This window comes from Streptomyces gardneri (assembly GCF_006539185.1).
Lineage (GTDB): Bacteria > Actinomycetota > Actinomycetes > Streptomycetales > Streptomycetaceae > Streptomyces > Streptomyces gardneri.
Window position 1 is genome coordinate 1 of record NZ_BJMN01000075.1, and the last position, 22955, is coordinate 22955.

At 74.2% G+C, this 22955-nt stretch carries 16 protein-coding genes and 1 riboswitch; of the genes, 10 read left to right on the forward strand and 6 right to left on the reverse strand.

The window, feature by feature from the left end:
• Nucleotides 1-55 precede the first annotated feature (55 nt).
• The 7 genes from SGA01_RS37795 to SGA01_RS37825 all read left to right on the forward strand — a co-directional run bounded on the left by SGA01_RS37795 (nucleotide 56) and on the right by SGA01_RS37825 (nucleotide 7590).
• Nucleotides 56-796, forward strand: a complete 741-nt coding sequence (locus SGA01_RS37795) for a MerR family transcriptional regulator (protein ID WP_141302708.1) — start codon at nucleotides 56-58, stop codon at nucleotides 794-796.
• A gap of 120 nt (nucleotides 797-916) precedes the next feature.
• Complete coding sequence (locus tag SGA01_RS37800; protein WP_141302709.1) at nucleotides 917-1336, forward strand: hypothetical protein; 420 nt, start codon at nucleotides 917-919, stop codon at nucleotides 1334-1336.
• A 68-nt stretch (nucleotides 1337-1404) separates the two neighbouring features.
• Nucleotides 1405-2436, forward strand: coding sequence for a PLP-dependent cysteine synthase family protein (locus tag SGA01_RS37805; RefSeq protein WP_055642293.1), 1032 nt, complete (start codon nucleotides 1405-1407; stop codon nucleotides 2434-2436).
• Nucleotides 2433-3674, forward strand: coding sequence for an MFS transporter (locus tag SGA01_RS37810; protein ID WP_141302710.1), 1242 nt, complete (start codon nucleotides 2433-2435; stop codon nucleotides 3672-3674). Before SGA01_RS37805 ends, SGA01_RS37810 begins: the two co-directional genes overlap by 4 nt.
• A gap of 120 nt (nucleotides 3675-3794) precedes the next feature.
• Nucleotides 3795-5030 (forward strand): PP2C family protein-serine/threonine phosphatase, encoded by a 1236-nt coding sequence (locus SGA01_RS37815; protein WP_141302711.1) that lies wholly within the window; start codon nucleotides 3795-3797, stop codon nucleotides 5028-5030.
• A 201-nt stretch (nucleotides 5031-5231) separates the two neighbouring features.
• Nucleotides 5232-5377: riboswitch (cyclic di-AMP (ydaO/yuaA leader) on the forward strand.
• Between the two features lie 11 nt (nucleotides 5378-5388).
• On the forward strand, nucleotides 5389-6588 hold the full coding sequence (locus SGA01_RS37820; RefSeq protein ID WP_055642291.1) for a M23 family metallopeptidase: 1200 nt from the start codon (nucleotides 5389-5391) through the stop codon (nucleotides 6586-6588).
• 54 nt (nucleotides 6589-6642) lie between these two features.
• Entirely contained in the window at nucleotides 6643-7590 is a 948-nt protein-coding gene (locus SGA01_RS37825; RefSeq protein ID WP_141302712.1) for an aldo/keto reductase, read from the forward strand.
• A 55-nt stretch (nucleotides 7591-7645) separates the two neighbouring features.
• On the opposite strand, the gene SGA01_RS37830 is transcribed toward SGA01_RS37825, so the two are convergent.
• From SGA01_RS37830 to SGA01_RS37850, 5 genes are all read right to left on the reverse strand, one after another.
• Nucleotides 7646-8062, reverse strand: coding sequence for a peptidoglycan-binding domain-containing protein (locus SGA01_RS37830; RefSeq protein ID WP_055642289.1), 417 nt, complete (start codon nucleotides 8060-8062; stop codon nucleotides 7646-7648).
• 122 nt (nucleotides 8063-8184) lie between these two features.
• Nucleotides 8185-9495, reverse strand: a complete 1311-nt coding sequence (locus tag SGA01_RS37835; RefSeq protein WP_229918141.1) for a PrsW family intramembrane metalloprotease — start codon at nucleotides 9493-9495, stop codon at nucleotides 8185-8187.
• Between the two features lie 146 nt (nucleotides 9496-9641).
• A complete protein-coding gene (gene trmB / locus SGA01_RS37840) occupies nucleotides 9642-10361 on the reverse strand; it encodes a tRNA (guanosine(46)-N7)-methyltransferase TrmB (protein ID WP_229918139.1) in 720 nt (239 codons plus the stop codon).
• A gap of 484 nt (nucleotides 10362-10845) precedes the next feature.
• Complete coding sequence (lhgD, locus tag SGA01_RS37845; protein WP_167534275.1) at nucleotides 10846-12030, reverse strand: L-2-hydroxyglutarate dehydrogenase; 1185 nt, start codon at nucleotides 12028-12030, stop codon at nucleotides 10846-10848.
• Nucleotides 12031-12218: 188 nt separating this feature from the next.
• Nucleotides 12219-13724 carry an NsdA family TPR-like regulatory protein gene (locus tag SGA01_RS37850; RefSeq protein WP_141302715.1) on the reverse strand — a complete coding sequence of 502 codons (1506 nt, stop codon included), beginning with the start codon at nucleotides 13722-13724 and terminating at the stop codon, nucleotides 12219-12221.
• Nucleotides 13725-14263: 539 nt separating this feature from the next.
• On the opposite strand from SGA01_RS37850, the gene SGA01_RS37855 reads away from it, so the two are divergent.
• The 3 genes from SGA01_RS37855 (at nucleotide 14264) to SGA01_RS37865 (ending at nucleotide 20768) form a co-directional block, all read left to right on the forward strand.
• A complete protein-coding gene (locus tag SGA01_RS37855; RefSeq protein ID WP_229918117.1) occupies nucleotides 14264-16603 on the forward strand; it encodes an asparagine synthase-related protein in 2340 nt (779 codons plus the stop codon).
• 124 nt (nucleotides 16604-16727) lie between these two features.
• Nucleotides 16728-17324, forward strand: a complete 597-nt coding sequence (locus SGA01_RS37860) for a Uma2 family endonuclease (protein ID WP_371866302.1) — start codon at nucleotides 16728-16730, stop codon at nucleotides 17322-17324.
• A 72-nt stretch (nucleotides 17325-17396) separates the two neighbouring features.
• Nucleotides 17397-20768, forward strand: a complete 3372-nt coding sequence (locus SGA01_RS37865) for an ATP-binding protein (RefSeq protein ID WP_141302717.1) — start codon at nucleotides 17397-17399, stop codon at nucleotides 20766-20768.
• Here the strand turns inward: SGA01_RS37865 and SGA01_RS37870 are convergent.
• Nucleotides 20755-22899 (reverse strand): sigma-70 family RNA polymerase sigma factor, encoded by a 2145-nt coding sequence (locus SGA01_RS37870; RefSeq protein ID WP_141302718.1) that lies wholly within the window; start codon nucleotides 22897-22899, stop codon nucleotides 20755-20757. The genes SGA01_RS37865 and SGA01_RS37870 overlap by 14 nt on opposite strands.
• Nucleotides 22900-22955 lie beyond the last annotated feature (56 nt).

Genomic DNA, 22955 nt, shown 5'->3' on the forward strand with positions numbered 1-22955 from the left:
CCCCCGCGCAGGTCGGCTTGACCTTGACGCGACGTCAAGATTTAGCGTTGTCGGCATGGAGTGGTCGATCCAGGAGATCGCCAAGAAGGCCGGCACCACCAGCCGCACCCTCCGCCACTACGGCGAGCGGGGCCTGCTGGAGCCGAGCCGGATCGGCGCGAACGGTTACCGGTACTACGACCAGGCGGCGCTCGTGCGTCTGCAGCGCATCCTGCTGCTGCGCGAGCTGGGGCTCTCACTGCCCGCGATCGCCGAGGTCCTCAAGGGGCAGCGCGACCCGTCCGCCGCGCTGCGCACCCATCTGCTCCTCCTGGAGCAGGAGCGGGAGCGCATCGGCCGGCAGATCGAGGCCGTCCGCACCACTCTCCACAAGACCGAGAAGGGAGAAGAGCTCATGGCAGAGGAAGTCTTCGACGGCTTCGACCACACGCGGTACGAGGAGGAGGTCACCGAGCGCTGGGGCCGCGCGGCGTACGAGAAGGGCGACCGCTGGTGGCGCTCGCTCGACGCCGAGGGCAGGAAGGCGTTCCTGGACGAGCAGACCGGCATCGCCCGCGACTTCGCGCAGGCGGTACGGGACGGGCTGGCCGCCGACAGCGACGAGGTGCAGGCGATCGCGCGGCGCCAGGTCGCGTGGCTGTCGGCCACCACGACCCCGACCAGGGAGTACGTGATCGGACTCGGCCGTATGTACGTCGACGACCCGCGCTTCACCGCGAACTACGACAAGCACGGCGAGGGCACCGCGCTCCTCGTCCGGGACGCGATGGAGGTCTACGCGGAGCGGAACCTGTGATCACCGCGCCGGAAGTGCCCGGAAGCAGTCTGAAGTAAACGGTGGCCAAAACCGCGCCCGTCGCTTTGCCGATGCGCGACACCCCACCGTAGTCTCACGCGCACCATGAGTGACGAGTGTGTGACTGACGTGCGAAGGCGGGCGCCCGCCGTCCTCGTCCTGCTCGCGCTCCTCGCCCTCCTGATGAGCATCTGCCACGGAGCGCACGGGCACGTCCTGCCCTCCTCCGGCGGCGCGACCGTCTCCGCGACAGCGACAGCGACCGCCATGGCCGCCACGGCCGCCACCACCACCGTCTCCGCCCCCGCCCTGCCGCACGGCTGCGAGCGGTCCGGGGAGGTGTGGTCCTTCGACGCCCACCTGCCCGCGCAGACCGCCGCCTCGCAGCTCGCCGCGCCCGAGGCCGGCGAGGCCGTGACCCCTTCGTCGTACGCGGCGGACCTCCGCACCGACCCCCGCGCGCGCTGCGTCCGGGGCAGGGCGGGCCCCGGCCCCGAGCCGGGCCGTCTGCTGATCGCCCTCGGAGTGGACCGGAACTGAGCCGGGGTCCCGCACTCACCCGCGTGACCAGGTTCCTTTCGGCACACCACCCCAAGGACGTTTCCCCCATGAACAGTCGCCTGTTCGGCAACACCCTGCCCATCGCCGTACAGACCGTCGGCAACACCCCCGTCCTCTGGACGGACGACGGCTACTGGGCCAAGCTCGAAGGCTTCAACTTCGGCGGCATCAAGGACCGCGCCGCCCTCTACATGGTCGAGCAGGCCCGCCGCCGCGGTGAGTTGCGGCCCGGCGCGCCGATCGTCGAGTCCTCCTCCGGGACGCTCGGCCTCGGGCTCGCCCTCGCGGGCGTCCTCCACGGCCACCCCGTGCACGTCGTCACCGACCCCGGCCTCGAACCGATCGTCGAGCGGATGCTCGTCGCCCACGGCGCCCAGGTCCACGTCGCCGCCGAGCCCAGCCCGCAGGGCGGCTGGCAGCAGGCCAGGATGGACCTGGTCGCCGACCTGCTCCTGCGGCTCGACGGGGCCTGGTGGCCCAACCAGTACGGGAACCCCGACAACTGCGACGCCTACACCGGGCTCGCCGCCGAACTCTCCGAGCAGCTCGACCGGATCGACGTCCTCGTCTGCGCCGTCGGCACCGGAGGCCACTCGGCCGGGATCTCCCGCGCGCTGCGCGCCACCGGCAGCCCCGCCCTGGAGCTGGTCGGCGTGGACTCGATCGGCTCCACCGTCTTCGGCCTCCCCGCAGGGGACCGGCTGATGCGCGGCCTCGGCTCCTCCATCCACCCGGCCAACGTGGACCACGGCGCCTTCGACGAGATCCACTGGGTGGCCCCCGCGGAGGCGGTGCGGGCGGCCCGCCGGCTGGCCTCGCGTCAGTTCGCCACCGGTGGCTGGAGCGTGGGCGCGGTCGCGCTCGTCGCCGGGTGGCTGGCCCGCACCCGGCCGCGCGGGACACGGATCGCGGCCGTCTTCCCCGACGGGCCGCAGCGGTACTTCGACACCGTCTTCAACGACGAGTTCTGCGCGGCGCACGGGCTCCTCGACGGGCCGGTGCGGGAGGACCCCGTCGCGTACGAGGAGGACACGGCCGTCGACGGATGGACCCGCCGGGTGCTGGAGCGGGCCAAGTGACCACGGCGGCGCCTCCCCGGGGAGGCATCTGGAAGCAGAGCCGCACCTTCGACCCGGCCGTGCGGCTGCTCTTCCTCAACCAGCTCACCATCAACCTCGGCTTCTACATGCTGATGCCGTTCCTGGCCGCGCACCTCGCGGACGGGCTCGGCATGGCCGCCTGGGCGGTCGGCCTCGTCCTCGGCGCCCGGAACCTCTCCCAGCAGGGCATGTTCCTGGTCGGCGGGGCGCTCGCCGACCGGCTCGGCTTCAAGCCGCTCATCGTGGCCGGCTGCGCGCTGCGGACGGTCGGCTTCGGGGCGCTCGCCTTCGCACAGTCGCTGCCGATGCTGATCGCCGCCTCGCTCGCGACCGGGCTCGCGGGGGCGCTGTTCAACCCGGCGGTCCGGGCCTGCCTCGCGGCGGAGGCCGGGGAGGAGCGGCGGGTGCAGGCCTTCGCGCTGTTCAACGCCTACTACCAGGCCGGCATCCTGCTCGGGCCGCTCGTCGGGGTGGCGCTCACCGGGGTGTCGTTCCGGCTGACGTGCACGGTGGCGGCGGTCCTGTTCGCCGGCCTCACCCTCGTACAGCTCCGGCATCTACCCGCGGCGGCCGGGGCTTCCGCGCGGGAGGCCGCCGGGAAGGACGGGCGGGGGCAGTTCCGGACGGTCCTCTCGCACCGCACGTTCTGGCTCTTCTCGCTCGCCATGACCGGCTCGTACGTGCTGTCCTTCCAGGTCTATCTGGCGCTGCCGCTCGCGGCGGAGGGCCAGGGCCTCACGACGGCGCTGTTCGTCGTCTCGGCGCTGGTCGCGCTCGTCGGGCAGCTGCGGATCACGGCCTGGTGCCGGCGCCGCCTCGACCGCGAGCGGTGCCTGGTCCTCGGGCTCGCGCTGATGGGCGGGGCCTTCCTGGTGCCGGTGGCCCTGGGTCGGGGCGTGGTGGGGCTGCTGCTGTGCGCGGCGGTCCTGGCCGTGGCGAACGCCGTGCTCTACCCGTACGAGATGGACACCGTCGTCGCCCTGTCCCGGGGGCGCTGGGTGGCCACCCACTACGGGCTCTACAACACCGTCTGCGGGATCGGGATCACCGTCGGGAACCTGGCGACGGGCGCGCTGCTCGACGTGACCGGGTGGTCGGCGGTGCCGTGGCTGGCGCTGTGCGCGGTGGGCCTGGTCTGCGCGGGGGCGGTCGCCCTCCTCGCCCGCGGGGGACGCCTCGCGGAGACGGACACACCGGCGGTGGCGCCCGCCTCTTAGGTCCCGGCCCGATACGCCAGTCGGCCCCGTGGGGGTCGCCGCCGGGTGCGGCGGCGGCCACCCTGGGAGGGCGCGGTGCGGAACACCGTGGCCTGTACGGACCGGGGCAGGAGAGCACAGGTGGGGCACCCCCAGGAGCGGCGGCGGGCGGGCGGCGGGCGGCGGCACGGCGACGGCCGCGCCGTCTACGGCCCTCCCCCGTACGGCGGCGCCCGGCGGTTCATCCGCGCGCTGCCCCCGCTGATCATCGTGGGCGGGGTCGCCTACGACGTGGCGACTCCGCCCGAGTACACGGCGGCGCCGCTCTTCTCCGCCGCCCCGCTGATCGCCGCGCCCTTCTTCTCCACGCTGACCACCCTGCTCACCGGGATCGCCGCCGTCCTCGCCTCCGTCGGGCTGCACCTCTACAACGGCACCGCGGACGGGATCCCGGCCCTCACCGAGACCCTGACCGTCGCCAACGTGTCCGCGCTCGCCCTCCTCATCAACCGGGTGGTGCGGCGCAGCGGCGAGCGGCTGGCCTCCGCCCGGGTCATCGCGGAGACCGCGCAGAAGGCGGTGCTGCCGACGCCCGCCGAGCGCATCGGCGGGCTGCAGTGCGCGGCCCGCTACGAGGCGGCGCAGGCGGACGCCTTCATCGGCGGTGACCTGTTCGCCGTCCAGGACACCCCGCACGGGGTGCGGCTCGTCGTCGGGGACGTACGGGGCAAGGGGATGGACGCGGTCGAGGCCGTCGCCGTGGTGATCGGGGCGTTCCGGGAGGCGGCCGAGCAGGAGCGGAGCCTGGAGGGGGTGGCGCAGCGGCTGGAGCGGGCGCTGACCCGGGAGGGGACCCGCAGGGACGGGCTCGACGCCTTCGAGGGGTTCACGACGGCCGTCCTGGCGGAGATCCCGCGCGCCGAGGCGGAGGGCGAGGAGAGCATACGGATCGTCAACCGCGGCCATCCGCCGCCCCTGTTGCTGTACGTGGACGGGGGCCTGGACGTGCTGGATCCGGCGGAGCCGGCGCTGCCGCTCGGGATGGGCGAGCTGGCGGCGTGGCCGGACCGGGCCGAGGAGCGGCCGTACCCGCCGGGCGCGACGCTGCTGTTCTACACGGACGGCCTCTCGGAGGCGCGGAACGCGGAGGGCGTCTTCTACGACCCGGCGTCCCGCCTCGCCGGGAGGATCTTCCCGGGACCCGAGGAGCTGCTCGACGCGCTCGTCGACGACGTACGTCTCCACACGGGCGGCGGGTCGACGGACGACATGGCGCTGCTCGCGCTGAGCAGGCCCGCGGCGGGGCAGCCGGAGAGGCGCCGGACGATGCCGGTGGTGCCGCCGGCGCCGCCGGGCGGGCCCGGTCACCAGGCGTAGTCGAAGGGTGTCGCTGCGATAACAATTGACATAACGTCAGATCGCGAGGGTTTGGCCCCTCCTTGCTGAAGGGGGGTCAACTCGGGCGATTCCCCACCAATTCAATGAATGATCACTGGGAACAGCTTGGAATCGGACCCCCCTGTCTATTAACGTTCGATAACGCAGCGCGGTCGTCACAACCGTCGCAAGAGACGGCACCGTGCGCACGCGCCGAATCCTGAAAAGGAACCGGGGAACCACCATTTGGGGTGAATCAGGCCCTTCGCACCCGTGCGACGAGCCCGTAGGAGACCTTCCTGCTCCGAACCCGTCAGCTAACCCGGTAGGCGAGAAGGAAGGAAAGGAGCGCGCCTCCGTGGCGTCCAACACTCCCGCACCCGAAGCCCCCTTCGACGCCTTCGGTGGTGGTGCGGGTCCTGCCGCTCCGGACACCGAGTGGAATCCCACCGAGGGTTCCCTCCGCGCCGAGAGCCGCTCCGGCGGCCGGCACCGGGTCGTCAAGCAGCGCTCCAACTTCGCCCGTTCCTCCACCGTCCTCGGCGTCGGCGTCATCGCGGCCGTCGGTGCGGGCGGCCTCGCCACCGCGCAGGAGAAGCCGCCGGTCGCGATATCCCTCCCCGACCTCCCGAACCTCCCCGACCTGAACCTCCCGGCCGCCGAGGACCTCCCCGGCGTCGGTGAGTTCTTCGCCGACGACGAGGCCGAAGAGGCCGACCGGCAGATCCGGGACACCATCGCGGCGACCGGCGGCAACCCGAACCCGCTCACCGCCGCCACCTACGTCACGCCGGCCGGCGAGAAGACGGACGGCGCCGCGACCGCCCGGACCGCCCAGGCCTCCTTCACCACGCAGAACGGGACCGCCGAGACGGCCCCGACCCGCGCCGTCGACGCCGGCGAGATCCTGCGCGCCCGCATCCTCCAGCAGGCCGAGCAGCAGCAGGCCTCCGCCGACGCGGCCGAGAAGCTCGCCGCCGAGAAGGCCGCGGCGGAGAAGGCCGCGGCCGAGGCCGCCGCCGAGCAGAAGGCGGCCGCCGAGGCCAAGGCCAAGGCCGAAGCGGAGGCCAAGGCGAAGGCGGAGGCGGAAGCCAAGGCGGAGGCCGAGCGGATCGCCGCCGAGAAGGCGGAGGCCGAGCGCCTCGCCCAGCTCGCCGCGAGCTACTCGATGCCGCTCTCCTCGTACAGCCTCAGCGCGACCTACATGCAGTCCGGCTCGATGTGGTCCTCCGGCTACCACACCGGCCTCGACTTCGCGGCCCCCACGGGCACCCCGCTCAAGGCGGTCCACAGCGGCACGATCAAGTCGGCGGGCTGGTCCGGCTCGTACGGCTACCGGGTCGTCCTGGAGCTCGAGGACGGCACCGAGGTCTGGTACGCCCACCTCTCCTCCATGACGGTCGGCGCCGGCCAGACCGTGACCACCGGCGAGACCATCGGCCGCGTCGGCGCCACCGGCAACGTCACCGGCGCCCACCTCCACATGGAGGTCCACACGGCGGGCGGCGACGGCATCGACCCGGCGGCCTGGCTCCGCTCCAAGGGCCTCACGATCTGACGCTCCCGCGTCCCGCACGGAATAGCCCCGGTGGCGCGGGAGGTTGATGACCTCATGACGACCCTCCGCCCGCTGGGCACTTCCGACCTGCACGTCTTCCCGCTCGCCCTGGGCGGCAACGTCTTCGGGTGGACCTCCGACGAGGCCGAGTCCTTCGCCGTCCTCGACGCCTACGTCGCCGCCGGCGGCAACTTCGTCGACACCGCCGACACGTACTCCTCCTGGGCCGACGGCCACGAGGGCGGCGAGTCCGAGACGGTCATCGGCCGCTGGCTCGCCTCCCGGGGCCGGCGCGACGACCTCGTCATCGCCACCAAGGTCGGCGCCCACCCCCGCTACAAGGGGCTCGCCGCCACCACGATCAAGGGCGCCGTCGAGGAGTCGCTGCGCCGCCTCGGCACCGACCACATCGACCTCTACTACACGCACTTCGACGACGAGACGGTCCCCGTCGAGGAGATCGTCACCGCCCTCGACCAGCTCGTGAAGGACGGCAAGGTGCGGGCCGTCGCCGCCTCCAACATCTCCCCGGAGCGGCTGCGCGCCTCACTCGACTTCGCCGAGGCCGAGGGCCTCGCCCGGTACGTCGCGCTCCAGCCGCACTACAACCTGGTCTCGCGCGAGACGTACGAGGGCCCGCTCCAGGAGACCGTCGAGCGGGCCGGGCTCTCGTCCGTCCCCTACTTCGGCCTCGCCTCCGGCTTCCTCACGGGCAAGTACCGCCCGGGAACGGCCGTCGACAGCGTCCGCGCCTCCGGGGCCTCCGCACACCTCGACACCGACCGGGGCCGGGCCGTCCTCTCCGCGCTCGACGCGGTCGCCGAGGCCCACGAGGCCGAGGTCGCCACCGTCGCCCTCGCCTGGCTCGCCGCCCGGCCCACCGTCGCCGCCCCGATCGCCTCGGCCCGCACGGTCGACCAGCTCCCCGCCCTGGTCGCGTCGGCGGACCTCACCCTGACCGAGGCCGAGCTGACGCTGCTCACGGAGGCGTCGACGGCCTGACACGGCGAAGCCCCCGGACCGGCGAGGGCCGGACCGGGGGCTGCACCGCGGGCGATCAGCTCAGGCGGGTGGGGACGTACATGCCGGCGAGACGCCAGTCGCTGGGCAGGTTCCAGTAGCAGTAGCCGTTCTTGCCGCCGTAGTACTGGTCGCCCAAGTAGAGCAGCCAGTTGCCCGTCTCCGGGCCGACGATCCCGTCCGCCTTCAGGCCGAGGCGCTGCTGGAGCCAGACGATCTGGGCCTTGGTCTGAGGCCCCCACTGGCTGTCCTGGGCGATCTCCGCCTGGCCGACCTTCCTCGCGAGGTCGTTGACCAGCTTCTGGGCGCACCAGACGCCCGCGCCACTGTTGGCGTAACCGTCACCGACGTAGCCGGCGCCCTCGACGGCCGCCGCCGGGCCGCCCGTTCCCCCGACGACCAGGGCCGCCACACCGAGCGACAGACCCACCTTGGCCGCGATCTTCTTGAGCACGTATGTCTCCGTTCTCGGATGATCTTCCGGCGTGAGGCTAGGCGCGTTCGACCTCTGCGCGGCCGTCCCACGACTCCGGGGACGTCCCGGGAAACACGGCGGGACGCCCTGACCCCCGATGCTCAGCTCCGGTACGGGTTGTAGCCGCCGTAGTCCAGGTACTGCGGCGGCGCCCACACCCGGCCGGTGGCCCGTGCGGCGTACGTGAGCGCGGGGGAGGCGACCGCCCGGCGCTGCCAGAGGTGGTGCAGGAGCTCCTGCTCGCGGGCCGGGAAGTCGGGTCCTGCCGTGCCGCGCCGGGCCCGGTCCCGGAGGAACGCGAGGGTCGTCGCGAAGGACTCGTACTCGCCGACGGCCCGCGCCGCCGGAGGGCCGTACGTCCGGGCGGCGAAGGAGCGGGCCACCTGGCGGGCGCGCATCGAGGAGAGGGCGAGCGGCTCGGCGGGGGAGAGCCAGCCGGCCGCCGCGTACGCCGGGAGCTCGCCGGATATCGTGCGCAGCTCGCGCTGCCGGCTCCACACCGCGAGCCAGGTCAGCAGGCCGAAGGCGGGGACCATGAAGCAGGCGTACACCACGTAGAAGGCCCAGGGGCCGCCGAAGGTGGCCGAGCCGTTCCAGGCGGCGTGCATGCCCATGGCGAGCAGCAGCCCGGCGATCGGCAGGAGCACCCGGCGGAGCCGCTTGCCGCGGGGTGCGAGCGCGGCGAAGCCGAAGCCTATGCCGGTGAGCACGGTGAACAGCGGATGCGCGAACGGCGACATCACGACCCGTACGAAGAAGGTCGCGGCGGTCACGGAGCCGAGGCCGGTGGAGCCGAACTCCTGGTCCTCGCCGAAGGCGTTGCCGAGGTAGAGGATGTTCTCGGTGAAGGCGAAGCCGGTCGCGGTGAACCCGGCGGCGACGACCCCGTCGACGAGCCCGCCGAAGTGCCGGCGGCGGAAGAGGAAGAGGATCAGGATCGCGGCGGCCTTAGCGGTCTCCTCGACGACCGGCGCGATCACCGTGGCGCCGAGGGTGTCGGCCGAGTCCGGGTCGGCGGTGGCCGTGGCGATCCAGCGGACCGCGAAGGAGTTCGCGAGGATCGCGACGAGCGCGGCGGCGAAGGCGCCCCACGCGAAGGCGAAGAGCAGGTTCTTCCAGGGGCCGGGCTCGACCCGGTCGAGCCAGCGGAACGCGGCCATGAGCAGCGGTACGGGAAGCACCGCGAGGCCCAGGCCGACGAGGAAGCCCTGGGTGCCGGTCTGCTCGCGGACCAGCGCCAGGATGACCAGGGCGCAGAGCGCGAGCAGCGTGACCACGGCGACGGCCCGGACCAGCCGACTGCGCCAGAAGGCCCGGCGGGGCCGGTAGCGCCACTGGGACCGATCGGCGGCGGCCGGAAAGGCGGGCTCGTCGGTCTCCCGATGAGGAACGGGAACGGCAGAACCGACCACTCCAACTCCGAAGCCGGCTGCGGGGCCGCCTTCGACTTCGCCTTCGACTTCGCCTTCGACTTCGCCTTCGGCGGGGACGGAATTCGACACGTGATCGACCCTAACGACCCCCACCGACACCGGGCGAGGAAGTGACGTACTCCCTGTCACTTCCTCCTGAAGAGGAGGTCGTGCACGACGTGCCCCTTGTCCAGGCCCTGCCCCTCGAAGCGGGTGACGGGCCGGAAGTCCGGGCGGGGCGAGAAGCCGCCGTCGGCACGGGTGTTCTCGAAGTCGGGGTGCGCGGAGAGCACCTCCAGCATCTGCTCGGCGTACGACTCCCAGTCGGTGGCGCAGTGCAGCACGCCGCCGGGCTTGAGCCGGGTCGCGAGGAGGCTGAGGAACTCGGGCTGGATCAGGCGCCGCTTGTGGTGGCGGGCCTTGGGCCACGGGTCGGGGAAGTACACCCGGCAGCCGTCGAGGGAGTCGGTGGCGAGCATCTCGCGGAGCAGGATGATCGCGTCGCCGTTGGCGACCCGGACGTTGGTGAGGCCGTTGCGGTCGGCGAGCCCGAGCAGATTGCCCTGGCCGGGCGTGTGCACGTCCACGGCCAGAATGCCCGTACCGGGGTCGGCCGCGGCCATCTGCGCGGTCGCCTCGCCCATCCCGAAGCCGATCTCCAGGACGACCGGAAGCCCGTCGAACATCTCGCCGAGATCGAGGACCCGCTTGCCGTCGATGTCGAGGCCCCAGTCGGGCCACCGCTTGAGCATGGCCTCGGCCTGCCCGTAGGTGACACGGCTGCGCCGCGGCTGGAAGCTCCGGATCCGCCGCTCGTGATGAGCCCCGGCGGGATCGGGCAGGGGCCCCTCACCGGGGGCGAACATCCGACTGCCCCGCCGAGCGACAGGCTGGACGGGTTCGGCGACGGTACGCGGGCTGTTCTCTGGCTGCTCAGACACAATGCCCCCGATTCTACGATCGCCCCACCACTACCCGGGAAACGATCACCCGAGGACGCAACGACAGGACGAGCCGGAGCCCCGGAGACCTGCTGCGCCGGCCGGAGTGGACGGGCCCGGGGGCGGCTCGGCCGGGTCGGCGGCCGCAGGGGTCCGGGGCCTGCTCGGGCGCAGCCGCGGCGCGAAGCTGCCGCTCGGGGTCCGGGGCGGAGCCCCGGAGAGAAGAACTCCCCCCTCCACCCCCACCAGCCCCCGGCAGGGTTTCGGGAAGGGGCGGGGTGGGGGATCCAACCGGTCGGGCCGCAACCCGCAACCCGCAACCCGCAACCCGCAACCCGCAACCCGCAACCCGCAACCCGCAACCCGCAACCCGCAACCCGCAACCCGCCCCCCGGCCCAGCCCGCGGAGCTACAACCGCTCCAGCGCCCGCCGAGCCACCTCCCGCCCGATCGGCAACGAAGCCGTCGCCGCCGGCGAGGGCGCGTTCAACACGTGCACCGTCCGCGCCGCCTCCCGGATCAGGAAGTCGTCGACCAGCGTCCCGTCCCGCAGCACCGCCTGCGCCCGCACCCCCGGCGCCGCGCGCCGCAGGTCGGACTCCTCCACGACCGGCAGCAGTCTCCGCACCGCCTCCGTGAAGGCCCGCTTCGACAGCGAGCGCCGCAGCTCACCCGCCCCGTACCGCCAGTGGTCGCGGGCGATCGCCCAGGACCCGGGCCAGGCCAGCGTGGCGCCCAGTTCGCGCGGGCGGACGACGGACCAGCCGTATCCCTCCCGGGCGAGCGCCGGCACCGCGTTCGGCCCGATGTGGACGCCGCCGTCGATGCCCCGGGTCAGATGCACCCCGAGGAACGGGAACGCCGGATCCGGCACCGGATAGACCAGGCCCCGCACGAGCGAGGGGTCCGCCAGCTCGTAGTACTCCCCACGGAAGGGGACGATCCGCATCCCTGGATCGTCACCCGCGAGCCGCGCGATCCGGTCGCAGTGCAGCCCCGCGCAGTTCACCAGGACCCGCGCTCGCAGGACCCGCCCGTCGGCCGTCCGGACGGCGACGCCCCACGGCCGGCGGTCGATCACGGTGACCTCGGCCCCGTACAGGATCGACGCCCCCGACGCCTCCGCGAGCTGCTGGGCGACGGCCGTGTAGTCGCAGATGCCGGTCGTGCCGACGTGGATCGCGGCCAGCCCCCGCACCCGCGGCTCGTACTCGCTGATCTGCGCGGGCCCGAGCTCCCGCACCGGGATGCCGTTCTCCCTGCCGCGCTGCACGAGCGCGTGCAGCCGGGGCAGCTCGTCGCGCGAGGTGGCGACGACGAGCTTCCCCGTCACCTCGTGCGGAATGCCCCACTCCGCGCAGAACTTGACCATTTCGGCCGCGCCCTCGACCGCGAACCGCGCCTTCAGCGAGCCGGGCCGGTAGTAGATCCCGCTGTGGATCACCCCGCTGTTGCGCCCGGTCTGGTGCCGCGCGGGGGCATGCTCCTTCTCCAGGACCGTGACCCGCGTCCCGGGGGCGGCGCGCGTCAACGCGTACGCCGTCGACAGACCGACGATCCCACCACCGATCACCAGCACGTCACAGTCGAACACCAGCGCCACCTGTCACCTCCCACCCCTGATAGTGCACTGGCCCACTGACAATCCCGCGAAACCTCACGAGACGCAGCTCACGCCGACCGCACAGCACAAGCGGCCACCGAAGCCACCCAAGCCGCGCCGCCCGCACAGCTCACACCGGCGTCACCGGCACCGCCACCGGCCACCGGCCACGCCACAGCTCACACCGGTGCCACCAGCAGCGGTCGCGCCCGCTCCCGCAGCTCCACGACGCGCGGCTCGTCCCCGTACGGTTCGAGCCGGTGCAGCAGATCCCGTACGTACTCGGTCGTCCGCGCCGACGAGATCCGCCCCGCCACCTCCACCGCGCGCGTGCCAGCCGCACAGGCAGCGTCCAGATTGCCCGACTCCAGCTCGGCGACGGCGGAGACGACGAGCCGCAGCCCGTGCGAGCGGACGAACTCCTCGGTCGGCCGGGACAGCGCCTGCTCGGTGAAGCGCCGCACCTCGCGCGGCATCCGCAGATCCCGGTAGCACTCGGCGGCGTCGGCGCAGAACCGGTCGTACGAGTAGAACCCCAGCCACGTCGGGTCGGCGTCACCCGCCCGGGACCGCTCCAGCCACCCCTCGGCGGCCTTCAGCGCCGCCGCCGCGGCCGGTCCGTCCCCGGCCTTGGCGTGCGCGCGTGCCTCGACGAGCCGGAAGAAGGACATGGTGCGGGCGGTGGCGAGCCCCCGGTTCCGTTCGAGCGCGGCCTGGGCGAGGTCGACGCCCTCGTCGGCGAAGCCCCGGTAGGTGGCCTGGAGGGACATGGAGGCGAGGACGTAGCCGCCGAGGGGCACGTCGGCGGCGGCGCGGGCGAGCCGCAGGGCCTGGATGTAGTAGCGCTGGGCGGCCTCCTGCTGGCCGGTGTCGAAGGCCATCCAGCCGGCCAGCCGCGTGAGCTCGGCGGTCGCGCCGAAGAGCGCGCGGCCGACCTCGTCCGAGTACGAGCCGAGCAGCAGCGGCGCCGCGTCCACGCGTAAGCACTCGGGGACCATCGACGAGCGCCAGTCCCCGCCGCCGTACTTGGAGTCCCAGCGGCGCGCGTCCTCGGCGGCCTCGCGGAGCTTGGCGACGTCGCTGTGCCCCACGCGCACGTGCTCCGCGCCGGCCGCGGCACCGGATCCGGGGTCCTCCCCACCGGAGCCGGCGCCGGCTCCGGCTCCGGGACCGGATCCCGCTCCGGGACCGTGTCCGAGGCGGGGCGCCTCGCGCTCCACCGACGGGTCGGCGGGGGTTATGAGCCAGCGGGAGGCGGGCGTCGCGTACGCGCTGACCGCGAAGGAGCCGGCCAGCGACTGCCAGATGCCGCCACCGCCGGCCCGCCGCCCGGCGAGATCCAGCCGGTAGAGGTCGGTGGCCGAGCGGACCGCCTCGCCCACGTCGCGCGGGAAGGCGAGCCCCACCTCGGGCGCCGGGTCGGCGTCCGCGAGTCCGATCTCGTGCAGCGGCACGGGCCGGCCGAGCTTCTGGCCGATCGCGGCGGCGATCAGGTGCGGGGCGGCACCCTGCGGCACCATGCCCTTCGACACCCACCGGGCGACCGACGTCTTGTCGTAACGAAGCGTCAGGCCCCGCTGCGCACCGAGGTCGTTGACGCGCCGGGCGAGCCCGGCGTTGCTGATTCCCGCGAGGGCGAGAACCGTGCCGAGCTTTTCGTTCGGCCCGCGTTGCTCCCTGGACATGACGCCACCCCTCGACAACCCAGACGGCCGCCACGACGCCGGGCATAGGCGTGCGGCATTCGTAAACACAGCGTAGTTCGCCGCATCCCTACCGTTAAGGGGCGGTGTTCCGTATGGCGGGATTGTTGTGTGAACGGACGGCGCCGGGGGCCGCCGGCCCGCCCCGTGCTCCCGCCGTGTGGCCGTGCGCCCGGCCGTGCGCTCTCGTCCGGCCGGCGCGGGGAGCGCTTCCATGGTCGGTGCGTGGGTCGGCCCGCTCGGCCGGGAACGGAGTCCCGGACCAGTGGGCTGGGGGACACCGCCGCTCCATTCCCCGCGGGCGGCGGACGGCGCCGGGAGGCGGGAGCGCCTCCCGGGCTGCCGGTGACGCATGAGGGCGCAGGTCGGCCGGGCCGACACCCGGACGGCTCTCGAACCCTTCGGGGAGGGTCGATATTTGGCCGAATGACGCCGGTGTCCAACTGGCCCATGCCAGGGGCGCATTCGGCTTTCACGCGCGTGCACCCGGACTCCGCCCCGTGCGCCGTTGTCGTGGCAGCATGTCCTCCACCGAAACGAACGTGGAGGCGCCGATGCGATGGCTGGTGGGCTGGAGCAGTGTCGCCGCGAGCTTCGCAACGACAGCGGGGAACGGCTCCACCGGGGGATACGGCTACGACTCCGGCCCGGGCTACGACTCCGGCAGAGGCTACGACTCCGGCCCGGGCTACGACTCCGGCAGAGGCTACGACTCCGGCCCGGGCTACGGCTCCGGCCAGGGCCACGACTCCGGCAGGGGACACGGCGGCTCCACGAGGGACCACGGCAGCTCCACGAGGGACCACGGCTCCACCACGGCCGCCGAAGCGCGCACGGTGCAACCGGTGGGCGCGCAACTCCTCTGGGGCGGCCCCGATCCCCTCTGGGCGGTCGGCGACTGGCGCCCCGACGAGGTGCGCGTGGTGGCCGTCGACGACCACACCCGCCTCGCCGTGCTCGGCTGCTGCGCAGCCACCGACGAGGAGCTGCGGCTCGGCCTGCTCACCGCGCGCGGGGGCGCACTGCGGCATCTGACGGCGTGGCCGGGGAGCTACACCGCCGTCGTCAAGGCGGGCCGCCGGGTCACCGTCACCGGTGATCTCGCGGGCGCCCGGCCGGTGTTCCACACCCCGTGGGCCGGCGGCACCGCCTACGCGACCGCCGCCCTGCCGCTCGCCGACCTCGTCGAGGCCCAGCTCGACATCGGCCACCTCGGCGCGCTGCTCGCCTGCCCCGAGACCCCGGAGGCGCTGCGCGACTCGACCCCGTACGAGGGGGTGCGGCGGGTGCCGCCGGGTCACGCGCTGATCCTGCGGGAGGGTTCGCGGGAGATCGCCGGGTACGAGACGGTGGCCTCGCTCGCGGTCGCGGCGCCCGAGTCGGACGCCCGGCAGGCCGTCGAAGGGGTACGGGACGCCCTGGTCGAGGCCGTCAGGGCCCGGCTCACCGCGCCCCGGCACGCCCCCGAGGCCCCGCTGCCGGACCCGGGCCCGGTGCCCGGGATGGGGCCCGCCGACCGGCGGGCGGCCCGGGGCGGCGGCCCGGCGCCCGGCATCGGCGCGGACCTGTCCGGCGGCAGCGCCTCGGGCACGCTCGCGCTCCTCGCGGCGGGGCTGCCGGGGGTGCCGGGCACGATCCTCGGCCACGGCGCGGGCGCGGGGGAGCGGTTGCTGGCGGTGACCTTCAACGACCTCGTGACCCGGGCGGGTTCGGACCGTGAGGACGAGCTGAAGCGGGCCGGGGAGATCGCGGCGGACCCGCGCCTGCACCACGTGGTGGTCGCGGCGGGCGAGGAGGCGCTTCCGTACGCGGCGCTGGACGGGCCGCTCACCGACGAGCCGGGGCCGTCGCTCGTCACGGCGGAACGGCACCGGCGGCGGCTCGCCGGCGGCAGCGCGGACCACTTCACGGGGATGGGGGCCAAGCAGGTCCTCGACGCGCACCCGGCGCGCCTCGCCGACCTCCTGATGGACCGCAGGCGCCGCTCCCTGGTGCGCCCGGTGGCGGCGCTCGCCAAGGCGTCGGGAGCGTCGGCGGGCGCGCTCCTGGTGCCGCTGACCGTGTACAGGGCGGCGCGGAAGCTGGCCCGTACCCCGTACCGGACGGGACTGGAGGCGGCAGCGCGCAAAGTCCAGGAGGCGAACCGTGCGGCCCCGGACGGCTTCGGCCCCCTGGAGGCCTCGCTCTCGGCGCTGACCTGGTCGCGGCCGGGGCCCGCGGCGCGCTGGATGACGGGGGAGGCGCTGGCTGAAGTATCGGTTCGCCTGAACCGGGCGGCGACGCTTCCGACCTCCGTCCAGCGCCCGGGCGAGGCACGCGCGCGTGCCGCCCTCGCCCGGGCGGCGGCCGACCACCGGGTCCTGGAGCAGGCGGCGGAGATCCGCGGCCAGCGGCTGCACGCCCCGTTCCTCGACAACCAGGTGGTACGAGCCTGCCGCGCCCTCCCCGAGTCGCTCCGGGTCCAGCCGGACGCCCGGGCGAGCGTCCTGCGCACGGTCCTCTCGGGCGCCGGCGTCCACGACCTCCCCCCGGGCTGGGGCGCCCCGCATCCGGCGGTCCCGGCCGCCGCCGCGCGCGCGGGCCTGCGCGCCGCGCTCCCGCATCTCCTCGCCCTCTTCGACGCCCCGCTCCTCGCGGACGCGGGCCTGATCGAGGCCCGCGTCGTCCGCGAGGCCCTGACCACGGCGGCGGACGGCGCACCGGTCCCGCTGGACGGCCTGGCCGATCTGGTCTCCACCGAACTCTGGCTCCGCCGCCTCCTCTCCCGCCGAGGCTCCTGCTGGACGAACACGACGGAACCCCGAGCCCACCGAGCGGTCCAGGGCCCACTGATCCCGGCGTCGAGGTCGCTGCCGGCGTGAGGCGGCGGGCGATGGGGGCGAAACGTCACAGCACGCTCGTTCGAGTGAACACGTTCCGGACCCCGCCGTCATGCCCGGCCTAAGCTGAGAGCGTCGCACCGAGCGAAGGAGGTCCAGCATGGCGATGCCGCTGCCGGTTCCGGAAGACGCGTTCTCCGAGGGCATGCCCGAACGTGAGGGTGCGAGTGTCCAGGAGACCTTCGAGCTGTTCAGTGCGCTGGCACCCAAAGGCTGGCGCGTGGAGCTGATCGAAGGGGAGATCTGCGTGGTGCCTCCGGCCAACGGCGAGCACGAGGAGATCGTGACTGAGGTGGTGGAACAGGTCATCGCCCGTCGCGTCGACAGGGAGCTACGCAACTTCACGGGCATCGGCCTCAGCCTGCCGGGAGCTACCGACACGGTCAGGGCCATCCCCGACCTCGTCATCGCCCCCAAGGGCAGCTTCGACGACCAGCAGGAGTGGCACGGCCCCGACCCGGTACTCCTCGTCGCCGAGGTGACCTCTTCCTCCACCGCGAGCCGGGACCGCGTCCAGAAAATCCGGGCCTACGCGCGGGCCGGCATCCCTGTCTACCTGCTGATCGACCGCGAGGCGGGTGAGGCCGTCGTGTGCTCCGGTCCTTCCGGTGACGACTACGGACACAAGTCCATCCACAAGCTGGGGACAGTCGTCCCGCTTCCCCACCCTCTCGGCTTCGAGCTCGACACCTCGGCGTTCTGACGGCCGGACGCTGAGGGTCCCACCCGGGTAAACCCCGAGGCGCACCCCGAGGCCACCGGACACAATGGGCCGGTGCGGTATCTCATCCTCGGCACCACCGAGGCCCTTCGTCCCGACGGCACCCCCCTCCCTCTCGGCGGCGCTCGGCTGCGCGCGCTCCTCGCCGCGCTCGCGCTGCGCGGCGGACGGGCCGCGACCGCCACCGAACTCGCCGACGACGTGTACGGGGACGACCCGCCGCAGGACGCGCCCGCCGCCCTCCAGGCCCTCGTCGGCCGCCTCCGCCGGATTCTCGGCGCCGAGGCCGTCACCTCCACCCCCGGCCCCGGATACCGGCTCGCCGCCGGTCCCGAGGACATCGACCTGTACGTCTTCGAGCGCCGGGTCGCCGACGCGGGCGCCCGCCTCGACGCCGACGACCCCGAGACCGCCGCCGCCCTCCTCCGCGAGGCCCTGGCCCTCTTCCGGGGCCCCGCCCTCGCCGACCTGCCCGACCCGGCGGGCGTCCGGCCCGAGGCCCAGCGGCTCGCGGCCCTGCGCCACCGCGTCGAGGCCGACCTGCGCCGGGGCGCCACCGACGGACTCGTACCGGAGCTGACCGAGCTCACGACCACGTACCCGTACGACGAGGCCTTCCACGCCCACCTCATCCGCGCCCTGCGAGCCGAGGGCCGCCACGCCGATGCCCTCGCCGCGTACGACTCGGCCCGCCGCACCCTCGCGGACGCCCTCGGCACCGACCCGGGCCCCGAGCTCACCGCCCTCCACCGCGAACTCCTCGCGGCCACCACCCAGTCCGGACCCGAGCCCCGTCCCCAGCCTCGGCGCGAACCCCGGACGCGACACGACCCCGACCCCACAGCCCCCACCGACCCCACTGAGCGGGCCACCCCCACCCCCACCCAGGGCAACATCCGCCCCCGCCTCACCTCCTTCGTCGGCCGCGAGCCCGAGATCGCCGCGCTCCAGGAGGACCTGACCCGCTCCCGCCTCGTGACCCTCACCGGGCCCGGCGGCTCCGGCAAGACCCGGCTCGCCGAGGTGGCCGCGGTGCGCGCCGCCGGCCCCGACGCCTGGATCGCCGAGCTCGCCCCCCTCGACGACCCCGAGGCGCTCCCCGGCGCCGTGCTCTCCGCGCTCCGCCTCCGCGAGATCAACCTGATCAGCCGCGACGGCGTGCCCCTCCAGGACGATCCGACCGCCCACCTCGTGGAGTACCTCGCCCGCCGCCCCCTCCTCCTCGTCCTCGACAACTGCGAGCACGTGATCGGCGCGGCGGCGGCCCTCGCCGAGACCCTCCTCACCCGCTGCCCGCAGCTCCGCGTCCTCGCCACCAGCCGCGAACCCCTCGGCGTCCCCGGCGAATCGGTCCGCCCCGTCGAGCCGCTCCCGCCCGACCCGGCCCACCGCCTCTTCGCCGAGCGCGCCCGCGCCGTACGCCCCTCCTTCGACCCGGCCGCCGACGCCGACGCCGACGCCGACGCCGACGCCGACGCCGGCACCGTCGCCGAGATCTGCCGCCGCCTCGACGGCCTGCCGCTCGCCATCGAACTGGCCGCCGCCCGCCTCCGCCTCCTCACCCCGCGCCAGATCGCCGACCGCCTGGACGACCGCTTCCGTCTCCTCACCTCCGGCTCCCGCACGGTCCTGCCCCGCCAGCAGACCCTCCGCGCGGTCGTCGACTGGTCCTGGGACCTGCTCGAACCCGCCGAGCGCACCCTGCTCCGCCAGGTCTCCGTCTTCGCCGGCGGCTGGGACCTCACGGCCGCCGAGGCCCTCGCTCCCGGGGCGGCCGACACCCTCGGCGCGCTCGTCGACAAGTCGCTGGTCGTGGCCACGCCCACCGACAAGGGCGAGATGCGCTACCGCCTCCTGGAGACCATCCACGAGTACGCCGCCGAGCGCGCCGCCGAGACCCCCGCGCTCCTCGCCGCCACCGGGGCCGCCCACACCGCCCACTTCACGGCCCTCGCCGAGGAGGCCGAGCCGAAGCTGCGGTCCGGGGAGCAGCTCCCCTGGATCGACCGGATCGAGCGGGACCTCGACAACATCCGCGCCGCGCTCCACCGGGCTCTCCTCACCACCCCCGACGAGGCCGCCGCCCTCCGTCTCGTCTTCGCCATGGGCTGGTTCTGGTGGCTGCGCAACTACCGCCCCGAGGGACTGGCCTGGGTCGACCGTGCGATCGCCCTCGGCGAGGACCCCGACGACCCGGCCGACCCCCGGTACTGGCCGCGCATGCACCTGCGCATGCTGCACTTCTTCCTCGCCGTCGAGAGCCATACGGCCGCCCACTACCGCGACGACCGCGACGCCATCGCCTTGGTCGCCCGGGTGCGCGCCGCGTTCGGCACCGAGCCGGGTCCCGAGGCTGCCCGCTTCCCGGGCCTGCTCTGGCCGTTCACGGCGTACCTCAGCGAGGAGCCGGCGCGGATCCGCGCCCTGCTGGACGTCTCCGTCGCCAACTGCCGCCGCCACGGCGGCGACTGGGAGGTCGGCGTCACCCTCATGTTCCGTACGCATCTGGTCGTCGACATGCCCGGCGGCCTGGCCGGCGGCGTTTCCGGGATCGACGCGGACCTGGCCGAACTCCGCGTCCTCTCCCGCAAGGTCGGCGACCGCTGGATGGGCGCCCAGATCGCGAGCGCCGCGGCCGAGGCCAACATGATGCGCGGCCGCCACGAGGAGGCGGGGGAGGCGTACGAGGAGGCCCTCGGCCTGGCCCGCGAGGTCGGCGCCCACGCGGAGACCCCGTTCCTCCTCGCCAGGCTCGCCGAACTGGCCTACCGCGCCGGTGACATGGAGGCCGCGACGAAGGGCCTCGAAGAGGCCACCCGGGAGGCGGAGCGCTACCACGTGCGGGACTCGGAGATGTTCGTGGGCTTCCTGGGCGCGGCCATCGCCTGCCACCTCGGTGACGTCGAGGCGGCCCGCGCCAGGCTGGAGGCGGCCGGCCGGCTGGTCGGGGTCGGCCCTCCGCCGCCGCACTTCGAGGCCGCGTTGCACGGACTCACCGCCCGCGTCGAGGCGTACGAGGGCGGGGGTGCCGCGGCCGTGGCCACCGCCGTCGTCGCGCTGCGCGTCGCGCGGGACGCCCAGTGCGCGGACCTCATCGTGGCGGCGCTCGGCGAGGGGCTCGCGGTCACCCTGTCCGAGGCGGACGAACCGGCCCTCGCGGTGACGGTCCTGGCCGCCGTCGACACCTGGCGCCATGAGCTGCCCCGCTCGGTCCCGGAGCTGCGGGAGGCCGAGAAGGTGACGGCGCGGGCGCTCGCCGCGCTCGGCGCGCCGGCCCTCGCCGCCGCCCGCGCGGCCGGCACGGGCCTCGGCCCGGAAGACGTCCTGACGCTCGCGGCCGCCTACACGGGGACGGGTACGGAGCCGGAGTCGGAGCCGGAGCCGGAGCCGGGGCCGGAGCCGAAGGGACCGATCAGGAGCAGCTGATCCGGGACTGCGCCCAGTCGGCGACCGCGGCCCGGCCGAAGGGCGTGTGCTCCTCCACCACGAGCCGGAGCGTGGAGCGGCCCGTGATGTCGACGTGCACCGGGAGCGGCGGGTCGCCCGCCCGGACCACGTCGGAGCGCCAGAGCCGCTCGCCGTCCCCGTAGACGGAGAAACGGACACCGCCCTGACCGAAGAGGGCGCTCATGTCGTCGATGCCGACGACCGCGTCGTAACCGGTGCACTGCCGGTTGAGGTTGATGAGCAGCGAGGACGGCGCGTGCACGCTCACCCCGTGGGCGTACCGGGTGCCGTTGATCGAGAGGCCGTTCCGCGGCCACATCCAGCTGCTGTCGGAGAGGGACACCTCGGGCTTGGTGCCGTCGCCGAAGATCCCGTACTCCAGCTCGTCGACCGGGTAGACGGTGGCCGGCGCGGGCGGTGGCGGCGGCTTCGGGGTGGTCTTCTCGGCGCTGGGCGTGGGAGTGGGTTTCGGCGTGGGCGTGGGCGTCGGCTCAGGACTGGCGGTCGGCGTGGGCTTCGGCCGGGGAGACGGCTTCTCCGGGCTGGGCGTAGGCCTGGGCGTGGGCTTCGGAGTCGGCGTCGCCTTCGGAGTGGGCGTCGGAGTCGGCTTCGGCGTGGGCTTCGGTGGATCGGACGGTACGGGCGGGGGCGGCGGTACGGGCTTCGGCGTCGGCTTCGCCGCGGGAGCGGGCTCCGGCGGGACGACGGGGGTGACGACCGGCTGCGTGGGCTTGGGCGCGGCGACGGGCTGCGGGTCACCTGCCATGGCCCAGACGAGCCCGGCGGCCGCCGCGACGGCCAGACCGGCCGCGATGCCGGCCTTCACGGGCATGCCGAGCCCCTCGGCGGCGGCGCCGCCCGAGCTCGCGCCTCCGGAGGCCCCGCCGGAGGCGCCGGAGGCCGCGGCCGCCGCGCCCGCGCCGGCGGCACCGACGGCACCGCCCGCGACGACGCCGGCGGCCTTGAGGGAGTACCCGGCGGCGAACCAGCCGATGACGGCGATGGGCAGCAGCGCGGGGATCCCGGCGTTGACATGGGCCAGTTCACCGGCGGCGAGCCGGCACTTGGCGCACTCCTCCAGGTGCTTGCGCAGCCCGCGCTCGGCCCGCATCCGCAGCCCGCCGCGCGCGTAGGCGCCGAGCCGGTCCGCGTACCGTGCGCAGTCGCCGCCCGAGGTGAGGGACTGGCTGACGTGGGCCTGGAGGTAGGCCTGCTTGAGGCCCTCGCGGGCCCGGCTGGCGAGCACGGCCGTGGCGTTGGCGGTGAGCCCGAAGAGCGGGGCGACGTCGCTCGGCGACTCCTCCTCGACGGTGGTGTGCCACAGCACGGCCTGCCAGCGCTCGGGCAACGAGCGGAAGGCCTGCATGGCGAGCGACTGCTCGGCCTCGTGCATGGCCCGGACGTCGGCGCCGAGGTCCATCCCCGCTCCGAATGAACCGGTCTGGTCGGAGACCTCGGAGGAGCGGGAGGCCTCCGCGGCGAAGACGGCGAAGTCCTCGACGAGGTGCTCGCGCTTCTGGGTCCTGGCCCAGTTCGCCGCAGCCCGCCGGACGGTGGTCATCAGGTAGGCCCGCACGGCCTGTTCGGGCCCGGCCCCGCCGCGCACCGCCTGGAGGGTGCGGGCGAAGACCTCGGCGGTGAGGTCGTCGGCGGTGTGCGCGTCCCGGCAGCACGTGCGCGCGTACCGTCGGACGGCCTCGGAGTGGCGCCGGAACAGCTCTTCGTACGCGGAGTCGTCGCCGTCCCGCATGAGCTGGACGAGTTCGGCGTCGGAGGGAGGCAGCTCGACGGGCGGCGGAAGGACACCACCGGCCTCGTAGGCCACGTCGTCCGCCGGACCGAACCCGGCCCCGGCACCCGTCCCGACCCCGACACCCGACCCGGCCCCGGCACCCGTACCGGCACCCGCCCCGACGCCCAGACCCGCCTTGCCCTCGCGCTGCTGCGGGACGCTCGCTTCGACCGTCCCGGACCCGCTCGACGGCACCCCGCTCACGGGCGTACCGGACAGACTTCCCGGGCCACCCTGGCTCGGCACCTGACGGGGAGGCGGTCCTCCGGTCTCCGCGCCGCCGCTGTTCAGCGGATCGTCCCGACCGTCACCGCTCATCGCGGAAGCCCCCGTACGCACGCCCAGACCCGAACACCGGCCAAGACTGCCACAGA